Source organism: Bosea sp. Tri-49 (assembly GCF_003952665.1).
GTDB lineage: Bacteria > Pseudomonadota > Alphaproteobacteria > Rhizobiales > Beijerinckiaceae > Allobosea.
The window spans coordinates 3736786-3757801 of record NZ_CP017946.1; the positions used below are offsets into that span (position 1 = coordinate 3736786).

2 protein-coding genes are annotated in these 21016 nt (G+C 68.2%); both read right to left on the reverse strand.

Annotated elements, in window-relative coordinates; genetic code table 11:
- Positions 1-7: 7 nt before the first annotated feature.
- Positions 8-1639 (reverse strand): ShlB/FhaC/HecB family hemolysin secretion/activation protein, encoded by a 1632-nt coding sequence (locus BLM15_RS18215; RefSeq protein WP_126114079.1) that lies wholly within the window; start codon positions 1637-1639, stop codon positions 8-10.
- Positions 1636-21012 carry a leukotoxin LktA family filamentous adhesin gene (locus BLM15_RS18220; RefSeq protein ID WP_164547562.1) on the reverse strand — a complete coding sequence of 6459 codons (19377 nt, stop codon included), beginning with the start codon at positions 21010-21012 and terminating at the stop codon, positions 1636-1638. The genes BLM15_RS18215 and BLM15_RS18220 overlap by 4 nt, the downstream gene beginning before the upstream one ends.
- Positions 21013-21016: the final 4 nt, after the last annotated feature.

The following is a 21016-nucleotide window of genomic DNA, read 5'->3' on the forward strand; positions in this document are numbered from 1 at the left end:
GAAAAGCTTAGATGCTCGCGCGCAAAGTGAGCCGGAAATAGAGTTCGACGTCGCGCTGCGCAGCCGAAACGCGCTGGAGCGGCCGCCCGACGCCGCCTTCGAGCGATGCCCATTCGAGTGGGCGCCAGATCAGGCCCGCGCCCACCGAGGTGGCGTGCGTCACCCGCGCGCCGTTGAGATAGGTCTGGCCGTGGTCGAGGAAGACGAAACTTTCGAGCTTCAGCGGCTCGGGCAGCGCGTAGTGCAGCTCGGCCTGGCCGTAGAAGCCAGAATTGCCGAAGGCGCTGCCGATCGGATAGCCGCGAACCGTCGTCGGGCCGCCGATCTGGAATATCTGGTCACCCGGCAGTTGCGATTCGGCGGTGTATTGCCCGGCCCCGACGAGCGAGCCGTAGATATCATCGGTGATGCGCCAGAGCGAGGCACTGTTGCCGGTCCAGATCGTGTAGTTGCGCTTGCTGCCCGCCAGCGTGTCCTCATGCGCCACCTGCGTCCAGTTCACGCTCGTGGAATGCGTGAGGTTCGGCAGGTTCACAGTCAGTAAGCCGCCAGCCGAGGTCTTGATGTAGTTGGTGTCGACCGTGGAAATGTCGAGGAGCTTGCTGCGGCCGCGCCCGCGGCCGAGTGCGCCCGTCGCCTGCAGCAAAATGGTGTCGGTGGCGAAGATGGGCTGCGAAAGCGTGAACGCCCCGCTCTCGGATATGCCCTCGGGGCGCAGTTCACGGATGGAGCCGCCGACGATGCGATAGGCCGAACGCGTATAGGTCACGCCCAGCCGCGTGCCCCAGGGCGAAACGGGAATTGTATAGCTGCCGCTGCCGAGGATGCTGCCGCGTGCACGCGAGCCGTAGAGCACCAGCTTGTCGTCGATCCCGAGCAGATTGTGGTGGCGCAGGAACAGCGTGCCCTGATAACGCCCGGTCGAGAGCACGCCCTGATTGTCATAGGAAATCTGGGCGGTGTTGCGCAGCGGCTCGGTCAGCGAGAGCTCGACATCCGTCAGCCCAAAGGCCGCGCCTGCCGCAAGCTGGGCCCGGATCTGCAACTCATTGAGGCGGTTGAAAATCGAGACCTGGCGATTGAGCGCCGGCGCATCGACGACATCGTCCTCCGCGATCGGCACCTGCGAACGGACATACCAGGGCCAAGTCTGCACGGCGCCGCTGATGCCGACCTTGCCGACCCGACCTTCGACGAGCTTGACCTTGAGCACGCCGCCGTCGAGCTTCTGCGGCGGCAGCACGGCACTCGCCGTGATCTGGCCCTTCGCGGCATAGAGGTCGTTGACCTCCTGGACGAGCTTGCCGATCGCGGCGAGATCGACGCGCTTGCCGAGATAGCGGGACCGGATAGCATCGAGCTCGGCTTGGCTGATAAATTTCGATGCGTCGAAGTCGACCCGCGTGAGCACCACGGTCGCGCCGCCGGCGGGGAATTCGAGTCTTGGCCCCGGTGTAGGCGCCACCACGCCCGGACCGCGCTGACGCGGCGGTGCGGTCTGGCGCTCGATCTCGCGCCGCTGGCGCGCAGCCTCGTTCTCCAGGGTCTGCGGCAGGACCTGCGCAAGCGTAGGGCTCGCGGCGAAGCCCGCCGCGAGAGTTAGAACACAACCGACGGCAACGCGTCTTGCTCGGTTCAAGGCTGCTCCTCGAAACCAGCGAGATTGACGATCGGCTTGGGCGGAGCGCCTGTGCTGGCGGTCGTGGCAGGCTCGTCGGAGCCCGTGCTGCGCCAGCGGCCATCCGTGCCCATAACGAAGCCGCGGGCGATCTCGCCGAAGGACAGCCCGTTCGGCAACAGAGTGCCAAGCCGCGCCAGATCGCGGCCCAGATGCATCGCCTCCGGGGCATCGGCGACATCGGAGTCGAGCCCGACGATGAAGGCGCTCGTCGCCAGCCGCTTGCCGTTGACGGACAGCGAGAAGCCCCGATCCCGCTGATAGAGCTGGACATCATAACCGGGCACCGGAGCAAGGCTGCGGTTATTGGCGAGGATGGTCATGATCGGTGTCGCCACCCGCAAGGCGCCGGGGACGAAGGCTTCCGCAATCGCGAAGTCGTTCGAGGTTGTGGTGAGCATACCGTCGATGCTCTCGAAGCGACCGATCCGGAAACGATCGGTATCGATGCGCAGGTCGACCGTCTGGGCGGTGCGCTCGCGCAAGCCGGCAATGTCGAGCTTGAGCGGCAGCCCCGCTCCGCCTGGAAGCTGGACGATGTCGGCGGCGATGCGCGTGCCCAGGATGACGATGCTGTCGCCCGCCCCGAACCGCCCGAGCTTGACCTCGTCGGCCGCGGCACTGGCACTACGCGCGGCGCCGGTTTCGATCGCGATCGAGCCGTGGCCGCTGCGGCCTGCCTGCAGTACCAGCGCATCGGTGGCAACGACAAGCCTGCCGGCTATATCCCCCTCGGCGGCGAGCGAGGCCGAGCGGCCGGCATCGAGGCGATCGAAGATGATGCTGCGTGCCTGCAGGCCGATATCGCGCCCGCTGGTCAGCGCTCCGCTGCGGATCGTTCCGGCCGAGGACTGGAGCAGGATGTCCGTTCCGCTGCGCACCGTGCCGAAAGCAAGGTTCCCGAGTGCCGAGCTGGTCACGGTGCCGGCGCCTTCGAGCAGGTCGACCCGGATATCGCCGCGCTGGGAGATGAGCGAGACCGCACCCGAACGCGCCCGCCCGGTGCCGAGCGAGAGGTTTTCACCGGCCGCGAGAGCAAGGTCGTGTCTGGCATTGAGGCTACCGACGATGACCGAACCGCCCGCTGAGAGCCGCGCCGAAGCGCCGGCAACGAGCTGCGAGATCGACAGATCCGTCGCGGCCCGCAACGTCGTCGTGCCCGCGGCATCGACGGTGGCGGCGGTGATGCCAACGCCGATCGAGGTTATGGCGAGATCACCTGCCGTCGCCCTGGCGCTGCCCAGCGTTACGGCATCGGAAGCGGACAGGCTCGCGCTCGCGGCGCTCAGGGTATTGATCCCCAATGTCCCGCCATTGGCAGTGACGTTCGCCGTGCCGCCCGCCGTCAGGCGGTTCGTCACCGAGATCGAGGCCCCAGCGGTCAGCATCGCATCTTCGGCTGCCTCGATGCTCGCCGCGGTAATGCCGGCACCCGTCGAGGTCATAACGAGATCGCCTGCTGTCGTTCTCGCATTGCCAAGCGTGATCGCCGCCGAAGCCGTCAGCGTAGAGGTTGCTCCGGCATTCAGCTGATCAACCGCCAGGGCTCCGCCATTGGCCGAGAGGTTGGCGCCGCGCCCCGCGCTCAACCCGTTCGTGACCGAGACCGAGGTCGCAGCCGCAAGGGTCGCGCTTCTGGCGGCGTTGACGGTCGCCGCAAGAATCCCAGCCCCCGTGGAAATGACAGAGAGGTCGCCCGCGCTTGTTTCCGCGCGCCCCAGCGTGATCGCCCCGGAAGCGGACAAGAACGAACTCGCCCCTGCGCTTAACGTATCGATGGCGAGGCCCCCGCCGCCGGCTGCGACGTTAGCCGCGCCGCCCGCCGTCACGCCGCTCGTCACCAGAACCGAGGTCGCTGCGGCAAGCGTCGCATCCTCCGCTGTGTCGATGCTTGCGGCAGTGATGCCCGCACCCGTCGAGGTGACAGAAAGATCGCCACCCGTCGTGGTGGCGCTGCCGAGCATGATCGCACCAGATGCCGTCAGCGAGGAGCTCGCGCCGGCACTCAGGCTGCCCAAGCCGAGTGCCCCGCCGCTGGCGGTGACGCTGGCTGCGCCGCCTGCCGTCACACCGTTGGTCACCGAGACCGAGGTCGCTGCAGCAAGCGTCGCATCTTCCGCCGCGTCGATGCTCGCGGCGACGATGCCAGCACGCGTCGAGGTGACGGAAAGATCGCCCGACGCCGTCGTCGCAGTGCCCAGCGTGATCGCGCCCGATGCCGTCAGCGATGAACTCGCGCCCGCGCTCACGCGGCCGATATCGAGCGCCCCGCCGCTGGCGGTAACGCTGGCCGCACCGCCCGCCGTCACGCCATTCGTCACCGAGACTGAGATCGCGGCTGTCAAGGTCACATCGTCGGCAGCGTCAATGTTGGCGGCGACGATGCCGGCGCTGGTCGAGACGACGGAAAGATCGCCTGCTGTCGTCGTGGCGCTGCCTAACGTGACAGTATTGGAAGCGGATAGAACGGCTCCGGCTGTGCTCAGGCTGTCGATATCCAACGTCCCGCCACTGGCGTCGACGGTCGCGACACCACCCGCCATCAGGCCATTGGTCACGGAGATCGAGCTCGCTGCCGAAAGCAACATGTCCCCGGCGGAGGAGATGCTGGCGGCAGCGATGTCAGCGCCGGTCGAAACGACGGTCAGACTGCCCGCGGTTGTCGTCGCGGTACCGAGAGTGACCGCGCCCGAAGCTGTCAGCGTCGAGCTCGAACCGGCATTCAACTGAGCGACAGTCAACGTTCCGCCATTGGCCGAGAGGTTGACACCGCTGCCCGTAACCACGCCGCTCGTCACCGAGACCGAGGTCGCAGCCGAGAGGGTTGCGTTTCCGGCAGCATTGACGGTTGCGGCGATGATCTCTGCGCTGGTCGACGTGACAGAGAAGTCGCCTGCGGTCGTAATCGCGCTACCAAGGGTGATCGCCCCCGAAGCCGACAGAGACGAACTTGCTCCCGCGTTCACGCTGTCGATTGCGAGCGGCCCACCATTGGCAGTCACATTCGCCACGCTGCCGGTTGTCAGGCCATTCGTCACCGAGACGGAGGTAGCTGCGGTCAACCTGGCTGCGTCAGCGGCATTGATCCTGGTGGCCGCGATGCTCGAGCCCGTCGAGGTAACGGAAATATCCCCCGCCGTTGTCGTCGCAGTGCCGAGTGTGATCGCACCCGATGCCATCAACGACGAACTCGCGCCGGCGCTCAGGCTGCCAAGGCCAAGCGTCCCGCCGCTGGCGGTTACGCTGGCCGCGCCGCCCGCCATCACGCCATTCGTCACCGAGATCGAGGTCGCTGCAGCAAGCGTCGCGTCATCGGCCGCATCGATGCTCATGGCGCTGATCCCCGCGCCCGTCGAGGTGATCGCGAGATCACCCGCCGTCGTCGTCGCAGTGCCGAGCGTGATCGCCCCCGAAGCGGTCAGCGAGGAGCTCGCGCCGGCGCTCAAGCTGCCGAGGCCGAGTGCCCCGCTGCTGGCCGTCACGCTCGCCGCGCCGCCCGCCGTCACTCCATTCGCCACCGAGAGCAAAGTCGCTGCGGCAAGTGTCGCATCTTCGGCTGCATTGATACTTGTGGCGGTGATGCCGGCACTCGTCGACGTTACGGAAAGATCACCTGCCGTCGTTGTGGCGCTGCCGAGCGTGACCGCACCCGACGCGGTCACTGTCGAGCTTGCACCGGCGCTCAGGCTGGCGAGATCGAGCGTCCCACCGCTGGCGGTGAAGCTGGCTGTGCCGCCCGCCGTCAGGTCGTTTGTCACCGAGATAGAGGTCGCGGCAGCGAGCGTCGCGTCGGCGGCGGAGTTGATGCTCACGGCACTGATGCTGGCGCCGGTCGAGGTGATCGCAAGATCACCCACCGTTGTCGCTGCGCTGCTGAGCGTGATAGCGCCCGAGGCCGTCAGCGACGAACTCGCGCCGGCGCTCAAGCTGCCGAGACCCAGCGCGCCGCCGCTAGCCGTGATGCTGGCCGCGCCGACCGCCGTCACGCCGCTCGTCACCGAAACCGAGGTCGCTGCGGCAAGCGTCGCATCCTCCGCTGCGTCGATGCTTGCGGCAGTGATGCCCGCACCCGTCGAAGTGACGGAAAGATCGCCGGCCGTCGTGGTGACGCTGCCGAGCGTGACCGTGCCCGACGCCGTCAACACCGAGCTCGCGCCGGCGTTCAGGCTGGCGAGGTCGAGCGCTCCGCCGCTAGCGGTGACATTGGCCGCACCGCCCGCCGTCAGGCCGGTCGTGACCGAGATCGAGGTCGCAGCAGCCAGTGTCGCGGCACCGGCGGCCTCAATGCTCGCAGCGGCGATGCTGGCGCCCGTCGATGTCACGGAGAGATCGCCCGCGGTGGTAGCGGCGCTCCCCAGCGTAACTGCACCCGAAGCCGTCAATATCGAGCTCGCGCCGGCGCTCAGGTTGGCGAGGGCAAGCGTTCCGCCGCTAGCGGTGACATTGGCCACGTCACCCGCCGTCAGGCCGGTCGTGACCGAAATCGAGGTCGCAGCGATCAGTGTCGCATCGTCGGCAGCATCGATGCTGGCGGCGACGATACCGGCGCCGGTCGAGGCGATGGAAAGATCGCCGGCCGTCGTCGTGGCGGAGGCAATTGCGATCGCACCACTCGCCGAAAGCGCGCTGTCACCACCGGCCGTGAGTGTTCCAAGCGTCAGGCTGCCATTGCTCGTCGAGAGCCGCGCACCCGCGTTGCTCGCGACCGTGTCGAGGACGAGATCGCCGCCAGCGCTCAGCGTGACCGCGCCTGCATCCGCGGTGAGACTGGTGGCATGAGTGGCGCCAACCGTTGAAAGATAAACGCTGCCATTCAGGCTGCGCGCAGTGATCATGGGGGCAGCGAAGGCGAGTGACGCACTCGCCGTGCCGATGCCGTTTCCGGCGTAGAGCGAGACCACGCCACCTGCCTGGGAAGCGTCGAGCAGGGGGCCGCTATCGCCGTTGCCGATGATCGTGCCCGTCGCGGTCAGGGCGATCGAGGTGCCGCCGGCAGGAGCAGCGAGCGTGCTGGCGACCCGCCCGAGCACGATGGCGCTGTTGGAGGCAAGGCTGACGCGGCCCGCGGCGCTGATTTCCGCGCCGCTCGCCATCGTGATCCTGGCGCCGACCAGGGACGCCGCCCCGGCGCTGGAGTGCACATTGCGCAGGATGTCGATCTCGCCATCGGCGACGATGTCGAGCCCGTTTGTCGCCGCGAGCTCTCCGATACGGAAGGCGGTCGGCGTCTGGCCGGCCACGGTCGGGCCCGAGAGCCAGGCGGAGCCGCCGACGGTGCCGGAGATCTCACCGGCGGCGCCGACCCGCAGGCCGAGTGCGGCGCTGGCCGAGCCGACATTGCCGGTCGCGCTGAGCCGGATCGAGTTCGCCGAGATCGCGACGCCCGGCAGATACCCCTGGATGCCGCCGGCCCGCGCGGTCAGCGAGGCGGTGCCGGACGCGAAGATGCGGCCGATCTCGGCATTGCCGGCATTGGCGACGAGATAGGCATCGCCGGCGGCCGCAGAGGCGGAGACCAGCCTGCCGCCGATCTGGTAGGTCAGCGGTGTCGCGGCGGAACCGATGCCGCCCCCGCCCGCGACCAGCACGAGATCGCCATTGGTCTGGATCTGCACCGGGTTGCGCGGCGTCGTGCCGTCCGCCTGCGTCCCGGCGACGATCGCCTGCGGCGCCTGCAGATTGACCGTGCCCGTCGCGGTGATGCGCCCGATCGTCAGTGTACCGCCGGCCGAGTTCGGCGCCCCCGTCGACTGGACATAGACGTCCCCTTGCGCCGAGGCGGAGAACGTCCCGGTCGCATTGATGAAGAGCGGCGCGGTCTGCTTGACGTCGACGCGAACGAGCGTGACGCCGTTCGGGACGTTGTTGAGATCGGTGACCTCGACGAGGCTGCCGTCCTGCCGCTGCCCGACGAGCTTGACCGTGCCAGGCGTGGTCGCAACCGCGAGCGCGGCGAGCTGGGCATTCGAGACCGAGCCACTGCGGATGTCCGCAAGCGCAACCTGCACATCCGGCGCGAGCGAGCCGATGCTGCCGGCGGTGTTCAGCGTGACGTCGTGGCCGATGACCAGCGCCCGGCCATTGCCGACGACGCCCGGGTCCGGCTGCAGCGCCGAGGTATTGATCGCCGAGACGAGCTGCCGCTCGGTCCAGACCGCATCGCCAGCGATCCGGTTGGCAAGGCCGGGAGCGACACCCGCACCATTGACGCTGAAGCTGTAATTGCTCTCGAGCGTCGCCGGGTTGAATCGAGCCTGATCCGCCCAGCCGCCGCCATAGGCGGACTCGAAGACGCCCGAATAGGCGGCGTAACGTCGCGCGGCATAGGCCGCGACTTCGTCAGTCCCGGCCGTACGCCCGAGCTCGGCATCCGCGAAGGCTTGATAGAGCGGAATAGCGGCAGTGTTGAGCGTGAAGACGCGCTTGTCCGGCACCCCGTCATTGTTGGTGTCGACCATGGCGACGCTACCGTCGCGGAGCAGCGCGGAATACTGGGCGTAGGTCTGCGTAACCTGCTTCTCGAACGCAGTGATACTGCCTTGGGCGGCGGCAGCGGCGCCATCCGCCGCGGTGAGTTTCAGCGCACGCGAGACCTTCGAGAGCTGGTCGGCGCTCAGCGCCTGCGCCGCTGTTTGTCCCGAGGCCGAGACGAGCCTGCCGGCGACGACGTCGATGCGGACATCGCCGGCCTTGCTCTCGATCTGCCCGACGCGCAGATCGCCCACGACCTGAGAGATGCCGATATCGCCGCGGGCGGTGAGGCTGACGACACCATCGACATAGCTGCCATTCGGCAGCTGCGTTGCGACCGCGCGCATCGTCATCAGGTTCGAGAGCGAGCCGATGCTGCCCTCGTCGCTCACCAGCGTGATGTTGCGGCCGACGATGTTCGTCGATCCCGTGGCCACGGCCTCGAGGCTGCCGGTGGCGCGCACGTTGATGTTGCCGTAAGCGCCCGGAGTCTGGTCGGCGCGCAGGGCGACAACCCGGGCGCTGCCGGTGATGTCGAGATTGATGCCACCGCTGCCAGTCCTGGCGTCGAGCTGCGCACCCGGGGTGAGCGTAGCCCGGATCGCCGACGATTGCGTGCCGATCGAATCGCGCGCGGTCAGCGTCAGGTTGTTGCTGAGGATCGTGGCGTTCGCCACCTGGGTGAAGCTGCCGCCCGAGGCGACGATCGTCGTCGTGCCGCTCGGATTGACGATGTTGCCCTGCTGGATGACCGAGCTGTTAGAGGTGATGCTGACGCGGCCGGCCGCGTTGCCGGCAAAACTGACCGCGAACGGATTGTCGGCCTTCACCGAAGCGGTGACCTGGACGAAGGCCCGGGTTACATAGTTGTAGGCCCACTGCGCTTGCGATGCCCCGGGCTGGGCGACGAAGTCGCGGTCGCAGTGATTGATCGCTTGCCCGTTGCAGCCGCCATAGCTTGCCGAGTTGTGGATGAAGTCGAGTTGGCCGCCGGTGATCTCCTGCGTCAACCCGACATTGGTCAGACTGGTGTCGTTCGTCAGGCGGCCCGACACGGTCGTCGCGCTTGGAGCCTGTGCGCTGCGCGACCACCAGTACCCCCAGTCCTGACCCGGATTGGTGCTCGGCGACTGGGCGTCGACATAGACCCAAGGGTTGCCCGACGTGCCTGAATCGAAGCGCCAGTAGACGCCCGGGATGTCGCGCTGGTTGCGGTTTGCCTCGGTCAAGCCTTCCTTCTGTAGGATGGCCTGCTGGGTCCACTCATAGCGCGTGCCCGTGACGGGATTGTAGCTCGTCGTGTCGCCGGAGATGAAGGCGACAGGCGTCGAGGCGCCGACGCCGCTCAAGGTCGGCTGCGCACCATTATGCGTCTTGTAGACTGCGATGCCGGAGCCGGGCGTGTAGGCGTAGACGGTCGTGTTCGCGCCGGAGGTGACGAGCCGGTCGACGATCGTGATCTTGCTGACGCTGGCGTTCACTCCTGCGGCCGTGCCGGTGTTGATGCGGTTGACGACGAAATCGAGCCCTGACTGGTTGTTGACGCTGACATCGCCGAAGCCGCCATTGATCTTGATGCGACCGAGCGTGTTGGTGCTGATGATCTGACCGTCGAGCAGCACCGAGCCACCGCCCGAGGAGGCGTTGACGTCGGCCATGACCAGCCGGTCGTTGACGAGATCGTAGGAGACCGGGGCCGCGCCGGCGGCCGACCAGCCTCCACCGAAGATGCTGGCCAGGCTCACTGTCGTGTAGCCGGCATCGAGCCAGGATTGACGGGAACCGCGCAGGATATCGCCGACGTTCCCACCGATATTGCCAGACCAGTTGGTGATCCGCCCCGCCTCGATCGAGGCGTTGACGTTGATCGTCGTCGCCTTGATCGCGACCTGGGCGCCGTAGATCTGCGTGCCACCGCCCTGCGCGACCGGATTGCTCTCCCGGTAGGTCGGGACCATCGGGATGACCATGAACCGGATATTGTTGCCCATGTCATAGCCGCCGGTGCAGTTGTAACCGGAATCGGCGATGTAGCCGGCACAATTTCCGAAGAACTGCATCGAGAAGTTGCGGGTCGCGCCCTCGCTCTGCCTGCCATACAGGAAGTAGTTCAGGTCGGTCGCGCCCTGCCCCGCTGCGAGCGCGTTGGCCGCGGCGATGACCGCTTCATCGGCGTTGAAGCTGGTCGAGCCCGGCCTGCCGCCCGGATAGTAGATATAGGAGCCATACTCAGCCTGTGGCGAGGCGCCGGGCGTGTACATGCCGTTCGGCCCGTTCGACGAGACCGCGACCGCGCCGTTCGGCACGGTCGCATTGAACTGCAGCGCGTCGATACGCTGGCCGGAGAAGCCGAACGAGCCAAGCGTATTGTTGATCGAGACCAGGCCGCCGAGATTGGTGAGATCGCCCGCGATCAGCAGCGCCGGCCCGTTGCCGCTGGCGTCGAGCTGGCCGCCATAGGCATTGTCGATGATGATCCTCGGCGTCGCGTCCGGATTGCTCTGGCGTGTCAGGGACCCGCTGGAGCCGACGATCTGGCCGCCGGTCGATTCCGGGATATAGGCGCCGCCGTCGAGCACGAGATAGGCGGCGCTGCGATTGATCACGGTGATCGACGGGCCGCCATTGGCGATCAGTGAACCATTGCCCTGAACCGTGCTGGCATTGACGAAGACGTTGCCGCCCGCCGCATAGAGCTGGCTGAGCCGCACCGCCTTGACCGGGGCCGAGCTGACACCGGAGATCAGCGTGCTCGCGACCGCAGCATCGTAGCGGGCATTGATGTAGGCGATGGGGTCGAAGGCTGTGGTGTAGCTGGCGGTCACCGGCGCGCCGCTGATGAAGCGGATCGTCGGAGTCTCATTCGGCCCGCATTGCACCGAGGCGTTCACGCCGCAGCCGATCTCGACGCGCTGGGTGTTGTAGATGCCGGCCGTCGCGGTGCCGTTCATCACCAAGGTCGAGGTCGAGGACCGGCCCGGGCTGCTCGAGCCGGAGGTGACCGGAATGAAATAGAGCTGGTAGCCGTGGCCGGTGCCATCGGCATCGGCGTCGAGCACGCCGTCATAGGCGCCGAGCGTGACGTTCTGGGCGCTGGAGATGGTGGTGCCGCTGCCGACCTCGACGCGGGCATGGTTCTGCAGGTTGGTCGAGGCGTCGGCATCCGGCACTGCGATCAGGCCGCGGACATAGCCGAGCGCGGTCGCCGTGCCGGAAAGCCTGTTCGTCCGTAGCCCGGAGCCGTCGCGACCGGCGGTCACGTTGACGTCGTAGAGGCCGAGCAATTCGGAGTTCGTGCCGATCAGCACCTTGTTGTCGGTGCGGATGGTGACGTCGGCATCGGCGAGGCCGACGCTGGCTAGCCCGTAGGTGCTGACATAGGCGTTCGCCCTGACATCGGCGAGCGTATAGGTGCCGATATTGATGACGCCGAAGGAGTTCAGGACGACGTTGTTGCCGAGCGTCACTGTATTGTCGACATCGGCGCGATAGCGCGCCGACACTCCCGCGCCCTGCAGGAGGCCGCCGGTGGTCAGCGTCGCGGTGTCGTTCCCCGTCAACTCCGTCCAGGCCTGCACCAGGATCGGGCCGGGTGCAGCAATCGGATTTGTGCCGGCAATCAGGGTCGTGCCGTCGCCGAGCGTGACGTTCGACGTGCCGTCGATCTCCGTCCGCGAAGTCGCGCCGGCGCCGTTGATGCCGCCGCCGGCGGCTGCGCGCACGGAGTCGCCGAGATCGAGCTGAGTGAACGCATTGCGGCTGGTCAGCGAGATCGCCTGCAGGCAGCTCGTCAGATAGCAGCCGGCGGTATTCGGGCCAGCGGCGGTGATCCGGCTGCTGGCGCCTAGCGAGACCAGCACGTCGACATTGGCGCTGTTGCGGGCAAGCGCGGCGCTGGCGCCCAACGCGGTGGCCTGCAGGCTGTCGACTAGCGAGGCATAGCGCGCGACGTGGCTCGCGCCGATCGCCGCGAGCCCGGTCTGGATCACTGCATTGGCGCCGATCGAGGCGGTCACATCCGAGGTGTTGGAGGTCGAGCCGGTCGCGCCGGAGCCCGCATAGAGGCCGCCGCCAGTGCCGGCCTCCGCACGCACGATCTGCGTATCCTCCCCGGTCGCGGTCAGGGTGAACCTGCCGGTGCCGCTCCCGACCATGGTGGACGAGGCGCCAAGCGAGGCCGTCGTCGTCGTTGCGGCATCGGCCTGGGCGTTGACCGCGCCGACGGCCCCCGTCCCGCCGACGGTGATGCCAGTCGCCTTGGCCGCCTGGAGCGTGGTGTTCGTCGCGGTGATGGTCACCGTGCCGGACGGCAGGCGGACGTAGTCGCCGACCGAAGCCGTCACCGAACTGGTGTTGCGCGCCCGCGCATCGGTGCCGGTGGCGCTGACATAATAGGAGCCCGAGCCGGCAACCGCCGAGGCGGCGGCGGAGTAGCCGCCGCGCGCGAAGCCGGAGGTCGAATCCGCCAGCCTGACGGCATCACCGGCAGCCGTGCCGAACACCGAGCCGGTCGCCGTGACCGAGAGGAGGCCGGCGGTGAACTGGCTCGCGATCAGGCTGGCATTGCCCTCGATCGCAGCGAGTACCTGCGTGCCGACAGTGGCTTTGGCGACGGCGACGCCGACCGCAAGGCCGCCGGCGACCGCGACGCCGAAGGCTGCTGCCTTCGCATCGGGCGATGCCGTCGCCGTGACGCTGATCGTGCCGGTTCCGACATTCGCCCTGGCGCCGGCGCCGATCACCGCGGAGACGTTGGAGCTGTCGGTCGCATTCGCAGCCGCGCCCGAGCCGGCCACGAGCAAGCCGCCGACGCCGGCAACGGCCGCGGCATGGGCCGCTCCGGTGCTTTGCGCGCCGATCGTGAGGCCGGTGCCCGTAAGGCTCGAGCCGTTGGCATATCGCGCCGCAACAGTGCTCTCGGCTCTGCTCGTCGCGAGCGAGACACCGAGCGCCAGACCGCCCGCCACCGTGGCTCCGAATGCGTCCGACCGGCTGGTCTGGCTGTTGTTCGCGTTGACGCTCGTCGCGCCGGTCACGGTCAGCGTGCCGCCGAGCGTCGCCGTGACCTGGTTGGAAATCGCACCGTCGGCCACGGCAGCGCCGGCCGCAGCGGCAAGACCGCCGGCCCCCGCGGTCGCTTCGACCCGGGCGGCGGAGCCTGTCCCGTCAGTCGAGTTCGCGGTCACGGCGATGGAGCCAGTGGTCACGCTGATCTGGTCGAGACGCGCCGAGACCTTGTCGCCGACATCAGTATAGGCGGTCGCCGCACCAACGCCGCCACCACCCACCCCGACACCGCTGGCGGTATTGGTCGTCTTCGTCCGCGATAGCGCCGAAACGGAGACGGCGCCGCTGACGATGCTGCCGCCGCTGACGCTGGCGGTGGTGGCGGAGCCGGCACTTTCGAGCAGGGCAGCAGCGCTCTGCGCCGCCGGAGCCGCGATGCGGCTGCGATTGCCGGTGAAGAAGCCGTATTGCTGGGCGGCGTAGTTCCGTATCTCGGCATCGGTCGCCGTACGGCCAAGGCTGGCGTTGGCCTCGGCCCGATAGGTTTCGAGACCAGCCGTGGACAAGGTCAGGACACCGCCGCTGACGGTACCGTTGGCGAGCAGGCGGGCATAGGCGTCGTTGGCGGCGCTACGGACCTGGTCGTCGCTCGCGCCCGGGGTCGTCGCGACCACCTGCGAACGATAGGTGCTGAGGCCGGTGTCGCTGAGGAGATAGCTGACCGCGCCGCCGCTGAAGGCCGCGTAACGCGTCGCTGCCCAGCTGCGAACCTGGGCGTCGGATGGATTGGCGATACCGAGCGCCGTCGCCGCATTGCTGCGCAGCGCAGTGACACCCGCATCGGTCAACGTATACGCGCCGCCGGAGACAGTGCCGTTGGCCAGCAAGAGATTATAGTCGGTCCGCGCGGCTTCGCGCAGCTCGCTCTCGCTCATCGCCGTTCCGGCGGCGCCACGATAGCTGCGATAGCTGGCGAGCCCAGCGGTACTCAGGACGAGATCGGCATTGCCGGCGGTGAGTTGGCCGATGCGGGAGAGCGTGCCGCTGCCGCCGGCAGTGAGCTCGCCCGATGCGCCCGAGGGCGCGCCGGTGCCGACCGAGATCAGGGCGACTGCCGCCCCGATGCCGGCCGAACCGCCGACACCATAGGTCACTGTCAGCGCGCTGACATCGCGCTCGGAGGTGGCGGAGGCCGAAACCGTGCCCGGCGCAACCAGGGTCGAGCCCTGGATATCGGCCTGCACGAGGCCGTCGAGGCTGGCGATATTGGCGCCTGCGCCGGCACCGATGCTGCCGGTCGCACCGGCGGCCGTCGTCGGCGTGATGCTGGTCGCCTCATGAGCAGTGACGCTGACGCCCGCCGCGCTGGTGACACCCCCGACAGTCTGCGTCGCGCCCGGCTTGATCGTGACGGTCGTGCCGTAAAGCCCCGCCCGCGTCTGGTTGTCGACATCGACGAAGCTGACCATGCCGGCGACGCCGGCAAAGCCGCCGGCTGCACCGCCTGCGGCGAGCGTGGTGAAGGCGTTGCGGCTCGCTGCGGCCACGGCGAGGGCGCCATTGAGGTTGAGCACCGTCTGGCCGGAGCCGCCGCCGATCGTCGCCAATGTCGCATTGCGGCTGGTGCCGACGATGAAGGCGCTGCCGACACCAACGCCGCCGATCCCCACGGCGACCGTCCGGGCATAGAAGCCGTTGCGGCTATCGGCGGTGACGCCGACCCGCCCGGCCGTGACCAGGCCCTGATCCAGCGAGGCGCTTGTCGACGCGTTAAAGCTGTTGACGACACCCATCGCCGCGGCGCCGCCGAGGCCGAGGGCGAAACCGATCACATTGCTCGCCGCCGATTGCGAGGAGGCCGCGGCGATGTCGAGCGCAGTGACGCCGGGGCCGGTGTAGCCGGGGGTCGTGGTGCCGGTGGTCGAACGCGTCAGCGCTGCCCTGGTGCTGCGCTCCATCACAGTGCCGGCATTGGCGCCGCTGGCGGCGATACCGCCGATCGCACCGACCGTGATGAAGGTCGCGGCATAGGAGTGGCTTGCCGCCTCGATCGCGACCGCGGCGCTGCCCGTGCCGGTCAGGCGGGTGTCGACCTGGCTGGAGTCGATCGTGGCGCTCGTGCTGCCGCCGAGCACGTTGCGGATCGGCACGATCGCGACCGCGCCGGTGATCGGGAAGGCAGCGACGCCGCCGGTCACCGCATTCGCCAGCACCGATTGCTGCGAGGTCGCGATGACGCCGAGCCCATGGACACTGCGTGCCGTCATCGCCAGCGAAGGCTGCGCCGCGCTTGGGCCGTTGGCCGTGCTCAGATCGAAGGCGGTGAGAAGCTGGCCGGCATCATAGCTCAGCGAGCCGGTGCCGCCAGCACGCGCATCGACGCTGCTGCCTGCGATCGCGGCGGCAGTCGCGCCGCCGATCGTGTTGTTGACGACGGAAACGCCGCCCGCGACGCCGGGCGCCGCGGCGGTGGCTCCGAGCGCGCCGGCCGAGACCGTGATCCGGTCGGTGTTGGCGGCGAACACGCCGAGATTGTTTCCGGCGATGATGTCGGCATCGGTGATCGTCGCGCCGACATCGGTGGCGACGCTGTTGTTGGCGACCGAGCCGGCGAGGCCGACATTGCGCGACATGGCAATGCCGATGGCGATCGTGTCGATCGTCGCCGTCGAGCTGGCAGTGAGCACGACGTCGCGCGAGGCGCGAATCTGGGTCCCGTCGATCTCCGCCGCAACATCGTTGGCAATGCTGCTCTCGACGATCGAAAGGCCGACGGCCGCGGCGCCGATGCCGATGCCGAGCGAGCCGGCGCTGCCGCGGATCGTCGAGGAGGCCTGCGCCTGCACGGCAACGTCGCGGCTCATGATGCTGCCGCCGCTGATCCGTGCGCTGACGACAGCATCGATCGTCTGCTGCGCGACCGAGGCCACGCCGGCGAACTGGCCGGTCGCAACACCGAGGCCGACCGCCACGGCGGTGATCAGCGACCCGTCCTGCGCACGCACGGTGACGCCGGTCGAGCTCGTCAGGTCGACGTTCTCGATGAGCGCGATATGCGACTGGCTAATCGTATTGCTGAGGAAGGACGAGCCAATATTGTTCTTGCCGGCCTGGACCGCGCCGGCAATGGCGATGATCGAGGCGCCGATGGGATTAGCAGCCTGGTTCGCATTCGTGGCGCTGCCGGTGAAGTCGATCTGACCCGGATCGGTGTTGGCGAGCCGGCTATCCAGCGCGGCGTCGAGCGTGCCGTCCTTGCCGCTGTCGGCGACGACGAGGGCATCGCCGTCCATCGCGATGCGCGACGGGGCGCCCGAACCATCCGTGATGGCCGCGCGCGTCGTCGGGCTGATCTCGGTGATGACGATGGCGCCGGCCAGGCCGTTCGAATCAGGGCCGCCACCGCCGGCGATGGCGCTCGAGACGATGCGGCTCGAGGTCCGCGCCGCGACAGTCAGCTTGTCGACGGCCGAGAGGGACGTATCCGTGATCAGCGCAGCCACAGCGTCCCGGCCGGAAGGGTCGCCGATCGAGACATAGGTGAGCGCCACGCCGAGGCCGGCCTGCGCGCCGAAATAGGCGGCGCCGCCGCCAATGCCGATATCCGTGGCGCGATAGGCGTTGACCAGCACGTCGTTGCCGGACGACGCCCCGGAAATGCCGTTGATCGCCGAATTGCGGATCTGGGCGCTGACGCTGTCGGTGATGATGCCGATTGCAGCCGAAACCGCAGCCGCGCCGCTATTGGCGCGGGCGGCGGCGATGCTGACGCCGACCACGGTCTGGCGCCCGCCGGCCAGCGCCTGCACGATGGTGTCGCCCGCCCCGGTGATGGTCGTGCTGGCGATGCGGGCATCGGTGCTGTTGTCGAAGAGGCCGATCGCGACCGCACCCGAAAGCGCGCCGCTGAGCGGGCTCGAGGCACCGGTCAGGTTGAGGGCGGCCGAGCCGGAGGCCACTTCGGCAACCGTGGCGTTCGTTGCCGCGACATCGGTGATGACCGCGCCGCCGGCCTTGGCGACCACGACCGCGCCATCGATCCAGGCGGAGGTGCCCAGCGTCGTCGTGGCGACGGCGGCGCTGCCGGCCGCGGTCAGGCTGATGCCGCTGCCTGCGCCGGAACGCAGCACCGCCGCATCGGCCTTGCCCTGGGCCGCGATGCCCTTGAAGAAGCTGAGCTTCGAGGCGTTGGGGTCGGAGATCGCCGCGGCGATCGACGCGACGGTGATGCGCCCATCCGTCACCGCCTCGACATCGAGCGAGCGGGTGGTGATCAGCCCTTGTGCGTAGCCATTGCCCAGACGGTCGCCGGACAGATCGGCGGAGTTGTCGCCGATATAGGCTCGCGTCACCCCGGCCGTGTCGAGCGCCGCGACCGAGACGCCGATAGCGTTGGCGCCGCCATAGGTGACGGCGCCGGTCAGCGCGAAGAGCGAGATGAACTGGCGGGCCGTGACATCGATCGAGGTGACGTCGATCGTCGCCTGGTTGCTGATCGAAGCGAGCGTGTGATTGTCGATGCCGACCAGCACGACCATGCCGTTGGCGGCGAAGGCACCGGCAGCCTTGCCCGAGGTCGGCGCGAGCACGAAGATCTTGTCTTCGGTCTTCGCCGTGACCGCGAGTTCGAGCGCGGTGATCGTGACCCCGGCGCCGACCGCCGCGACGGTACGGCTCTCGCGCTGCAGATCGGCAAAGGCACCACCCACTGCCGACCCGGCGCCGCCGGAGGTACCGGTCCCGGAGAAGATACCGTAGTTGCCGGCGACGTCGATCGTTTCCGTCTTCGTGCTGGCGGCGACCGTGACGGCCTTGTCGAAGCTCTGGAGCGCGCCAGTGCCGAGCGCTATGTCCCAGGAGCCGAGGCCGCTGTTCTGCCGCAAGGTCGCGCCGGGGCCGACATAGGCCTCGGTCTGGTTGGCGATCTTGTAGTAGTCGACGGCGCCGGCGAGGCCGAGCTGGCTCGATTCCGCCGTGGCGCTGGCATAGCTGGTGAGGATGTTGCCGGCGACGCCGAAGGTGCCGTTCAGATGCGAGAGCGTCTCGCCGAAGCCGCCCCAATCGGTCCAGGTATTGGCGATCGGCACAGCGGTCGTCGCGGAGACGCCGATGCGATTGGCGTCGACGGTGACGCCGGCACCGATCGAGGCGCGCGAGGTGTGGCGGAAATCGCCGTACACGACGGCAGCCGACATCGCGACCGTCGCTTCCGGATTGACGGCCGTCGGGTTCTTCGAATTCGAGCTGAGGCCGGCATCGGCCGCGGCGCGCAGGGCGAAATCGCGGACATCGCTGACCACGGCTGCCTTTGTCGCGTAGATCGTCGGGGCCGGGCCGCCGGCATCGGCCGCGATCGAGGCGATCGCAGAAAGATCGCTTTTCGCCAAAGTGAGCGTGCTGCCGAACTTGCCGATCTCGCGCGAGCCGAGCCGGGAGGTCAGCGGGGCGAAGAGCGTCTCCATCGCATTGGCGACCTGGAGCGACTCGATGATCAGGTTCTGCCCGAGCGTCACCGCCGAGGAGGTCGCGTTCTTGCTGTTGTCCGAGATCGCCTCGACCGTGACGTTACCGATCCGGCCGCTGCTCGAACCGAGCGAGGCCCCGAGCCTCGCCTCGGCACTCGCCTTGGCGTCGGAATAGGCGACGGACAGGCCGACCATGCCGCCGCTGATCGACATCGCCGTGGCCGAGGTCGAGAACGTGTTCTCGTTGATCGCCGAGACCCGGACATTGCTCGCCGAGGAGGAGACCGTGACAGTCGCCCCGGAGCTGACGATCGCCTTGGTCTCGATGTCGGTGGTGCCAACCGCGACGGCGAAGGCGGCCAGGGTCTGTCCGGCTGACGCAGCGAGCGCCGTCGCCCCCAAAGCCGCCTCGTTCTTCGCCTCGACCGTCAGATTGCGGCCGATCGTCAGCGACGCCCCCGACTCGACCTCGGCGGTCACCCGCGCCTTGAGATCGGCATAGGTCACCGCGGCCGCCATCGGCGACACCGCCGTGACCGAGATGGCCGGCAGGGTCGCTTCCTGCGTCCCGGTCGCGCTGATGACGATGTCGCGCGTCGCGGTGATCGAAGCGCCGTTCTTGACCGAAACGCGGGCGGTGATGTCGCTCGCGACATAACCGCCATTGAGACCGGTCAGGATGGACAGGTTGGTCAGCCCGGCGAACAGCGCGAGGCCCGGGCCGGGATTGATAAAGGAGGAGATGCCGGTCGCATCCGCCAGGAGCTTGACGTCACGGCCGGTGATCGTGCCGCTGACGTCGATGGTCGCCTCAGCCGTCGCCTTGCCGGAATTGCGCCTATCGGAGGCGCTTGCGCTCAGCGTGACGTCGCCGGCCGTGTAGAGGCTGCCGGGGCTGACGCCGGCCAGCAATTGACCGGCGACGTTGATCTGTCGCGCCTCCAGCGTGATGCTGCCGGAGTTGCCGAGGGAGGGGTTCGCAGCCGAAAGCACCCCGCCATTGGCGGAACGGTTGAAGTTGCGGGTATCGATGATCCCGTCGCCGAGAATGGTGATGCTGTTCGTCGCCTCCAGCAGCACGTTCGTGCCGTTGGTGATCATGTTGGCGTTGCCGCCGGTCCCGATCACAATATCGGTCGGGTCGATATAGAGCAGGCCGGCCTTGCCCTTGCGGGCCGAGAGGTCGACATCGACGGCGCCGAGCCTGACGGTCTGCTTGGCGCTGAGCTCGATAAAGCCGCCATCCCCGCTCGTGCCCGCCATGCCGCGGAACATGGCGCCGGCCGCGACATCGAGGTTTGTGCCGGCAAGGACGATCGCCGATCCGCCCTTCCCAGCCACGTCGCGGGCCGCGCTGACGTCGACCGTCGCGCCACGGGCGATCGTGATCGCGGCGTCGGAGGTGATGGAGACCTTGCCGCCGTCCCCCGTGTTCACAGGGATGGAGTTCGCAGGGGTGGGCGGAGCCGCCCCGGCCGGCAGGGGAGCGGGCGCGGCGCCCGTGGCGGTGATCTTCGCCGTCTGCGCGATCGTGGTGCCCTTGCCCGAGCGGACGGTGACGGTGCCGGCGGCGCGCCGCGCCGTCGCATCGGCACTGAGCCGCCCAGAGACGCTGACAGTGCCGGCGGCGACGATCTCGATGCCGCCGCCCTTGCGGACGACCATGCCCCCGCCATGGCGGAGACCGGCCGTGTTGACGCTCTGAGAGAACGCGGTGCGATGCCGCTCGCGGCGCTCGGCAATGTCGACCGGAGCAGCGTTCGTCTTGATCTGCCCGACGACGCTGACGGAATGGCCATTCAGCGACACGCCGCGCCGCGCATTGATCGCACCGTCAATGGTGATCTTGCCATCGGGCGAGATCGGCACGTCGTTCGCCCGGAGCCTGCCAGCCATCGTCTCGTTGACGGTGCCGTCCGGACCGATCACCTGATCCAAGAACTCACGTGTCGGCGTATTGACCGTCAGCCGGCCGGTATTGATGACGCCGCTCGGCCCGACGGTGAAGCCGGCCGAATCCGAGAAGTAGACATGGCCCCCGATCTGGCCGTTCCGATAGGAATTCAGGATGCCGTTGATGACCACCGGCCCATCGCGAACGATGTTGACCAGCACGCCGGTGTTCTGCGGCAGGTGCATGTTGACCGTCGAGCCGGCGCCCTGCTCGAAGCGCGAGAACGAGTTGTAGCCGGCGCCGCCGGAAATCGTTTTGGTCGTAATCGTCGTCGTGCTGCCGCTGACCGCGACATTGGTCTGCGTGCGTCCGTCCGGCGTGATGACGTTCTGTGCGAAGGCGGGCGCATTCCAGAGAGCGAGCGCCATCGCCTGCCCGACGAGGCAACGCTGCCGCAGGGCAGCGAGAACGGAGCGACGTTCGCTCGAAGCCGTCATGTGA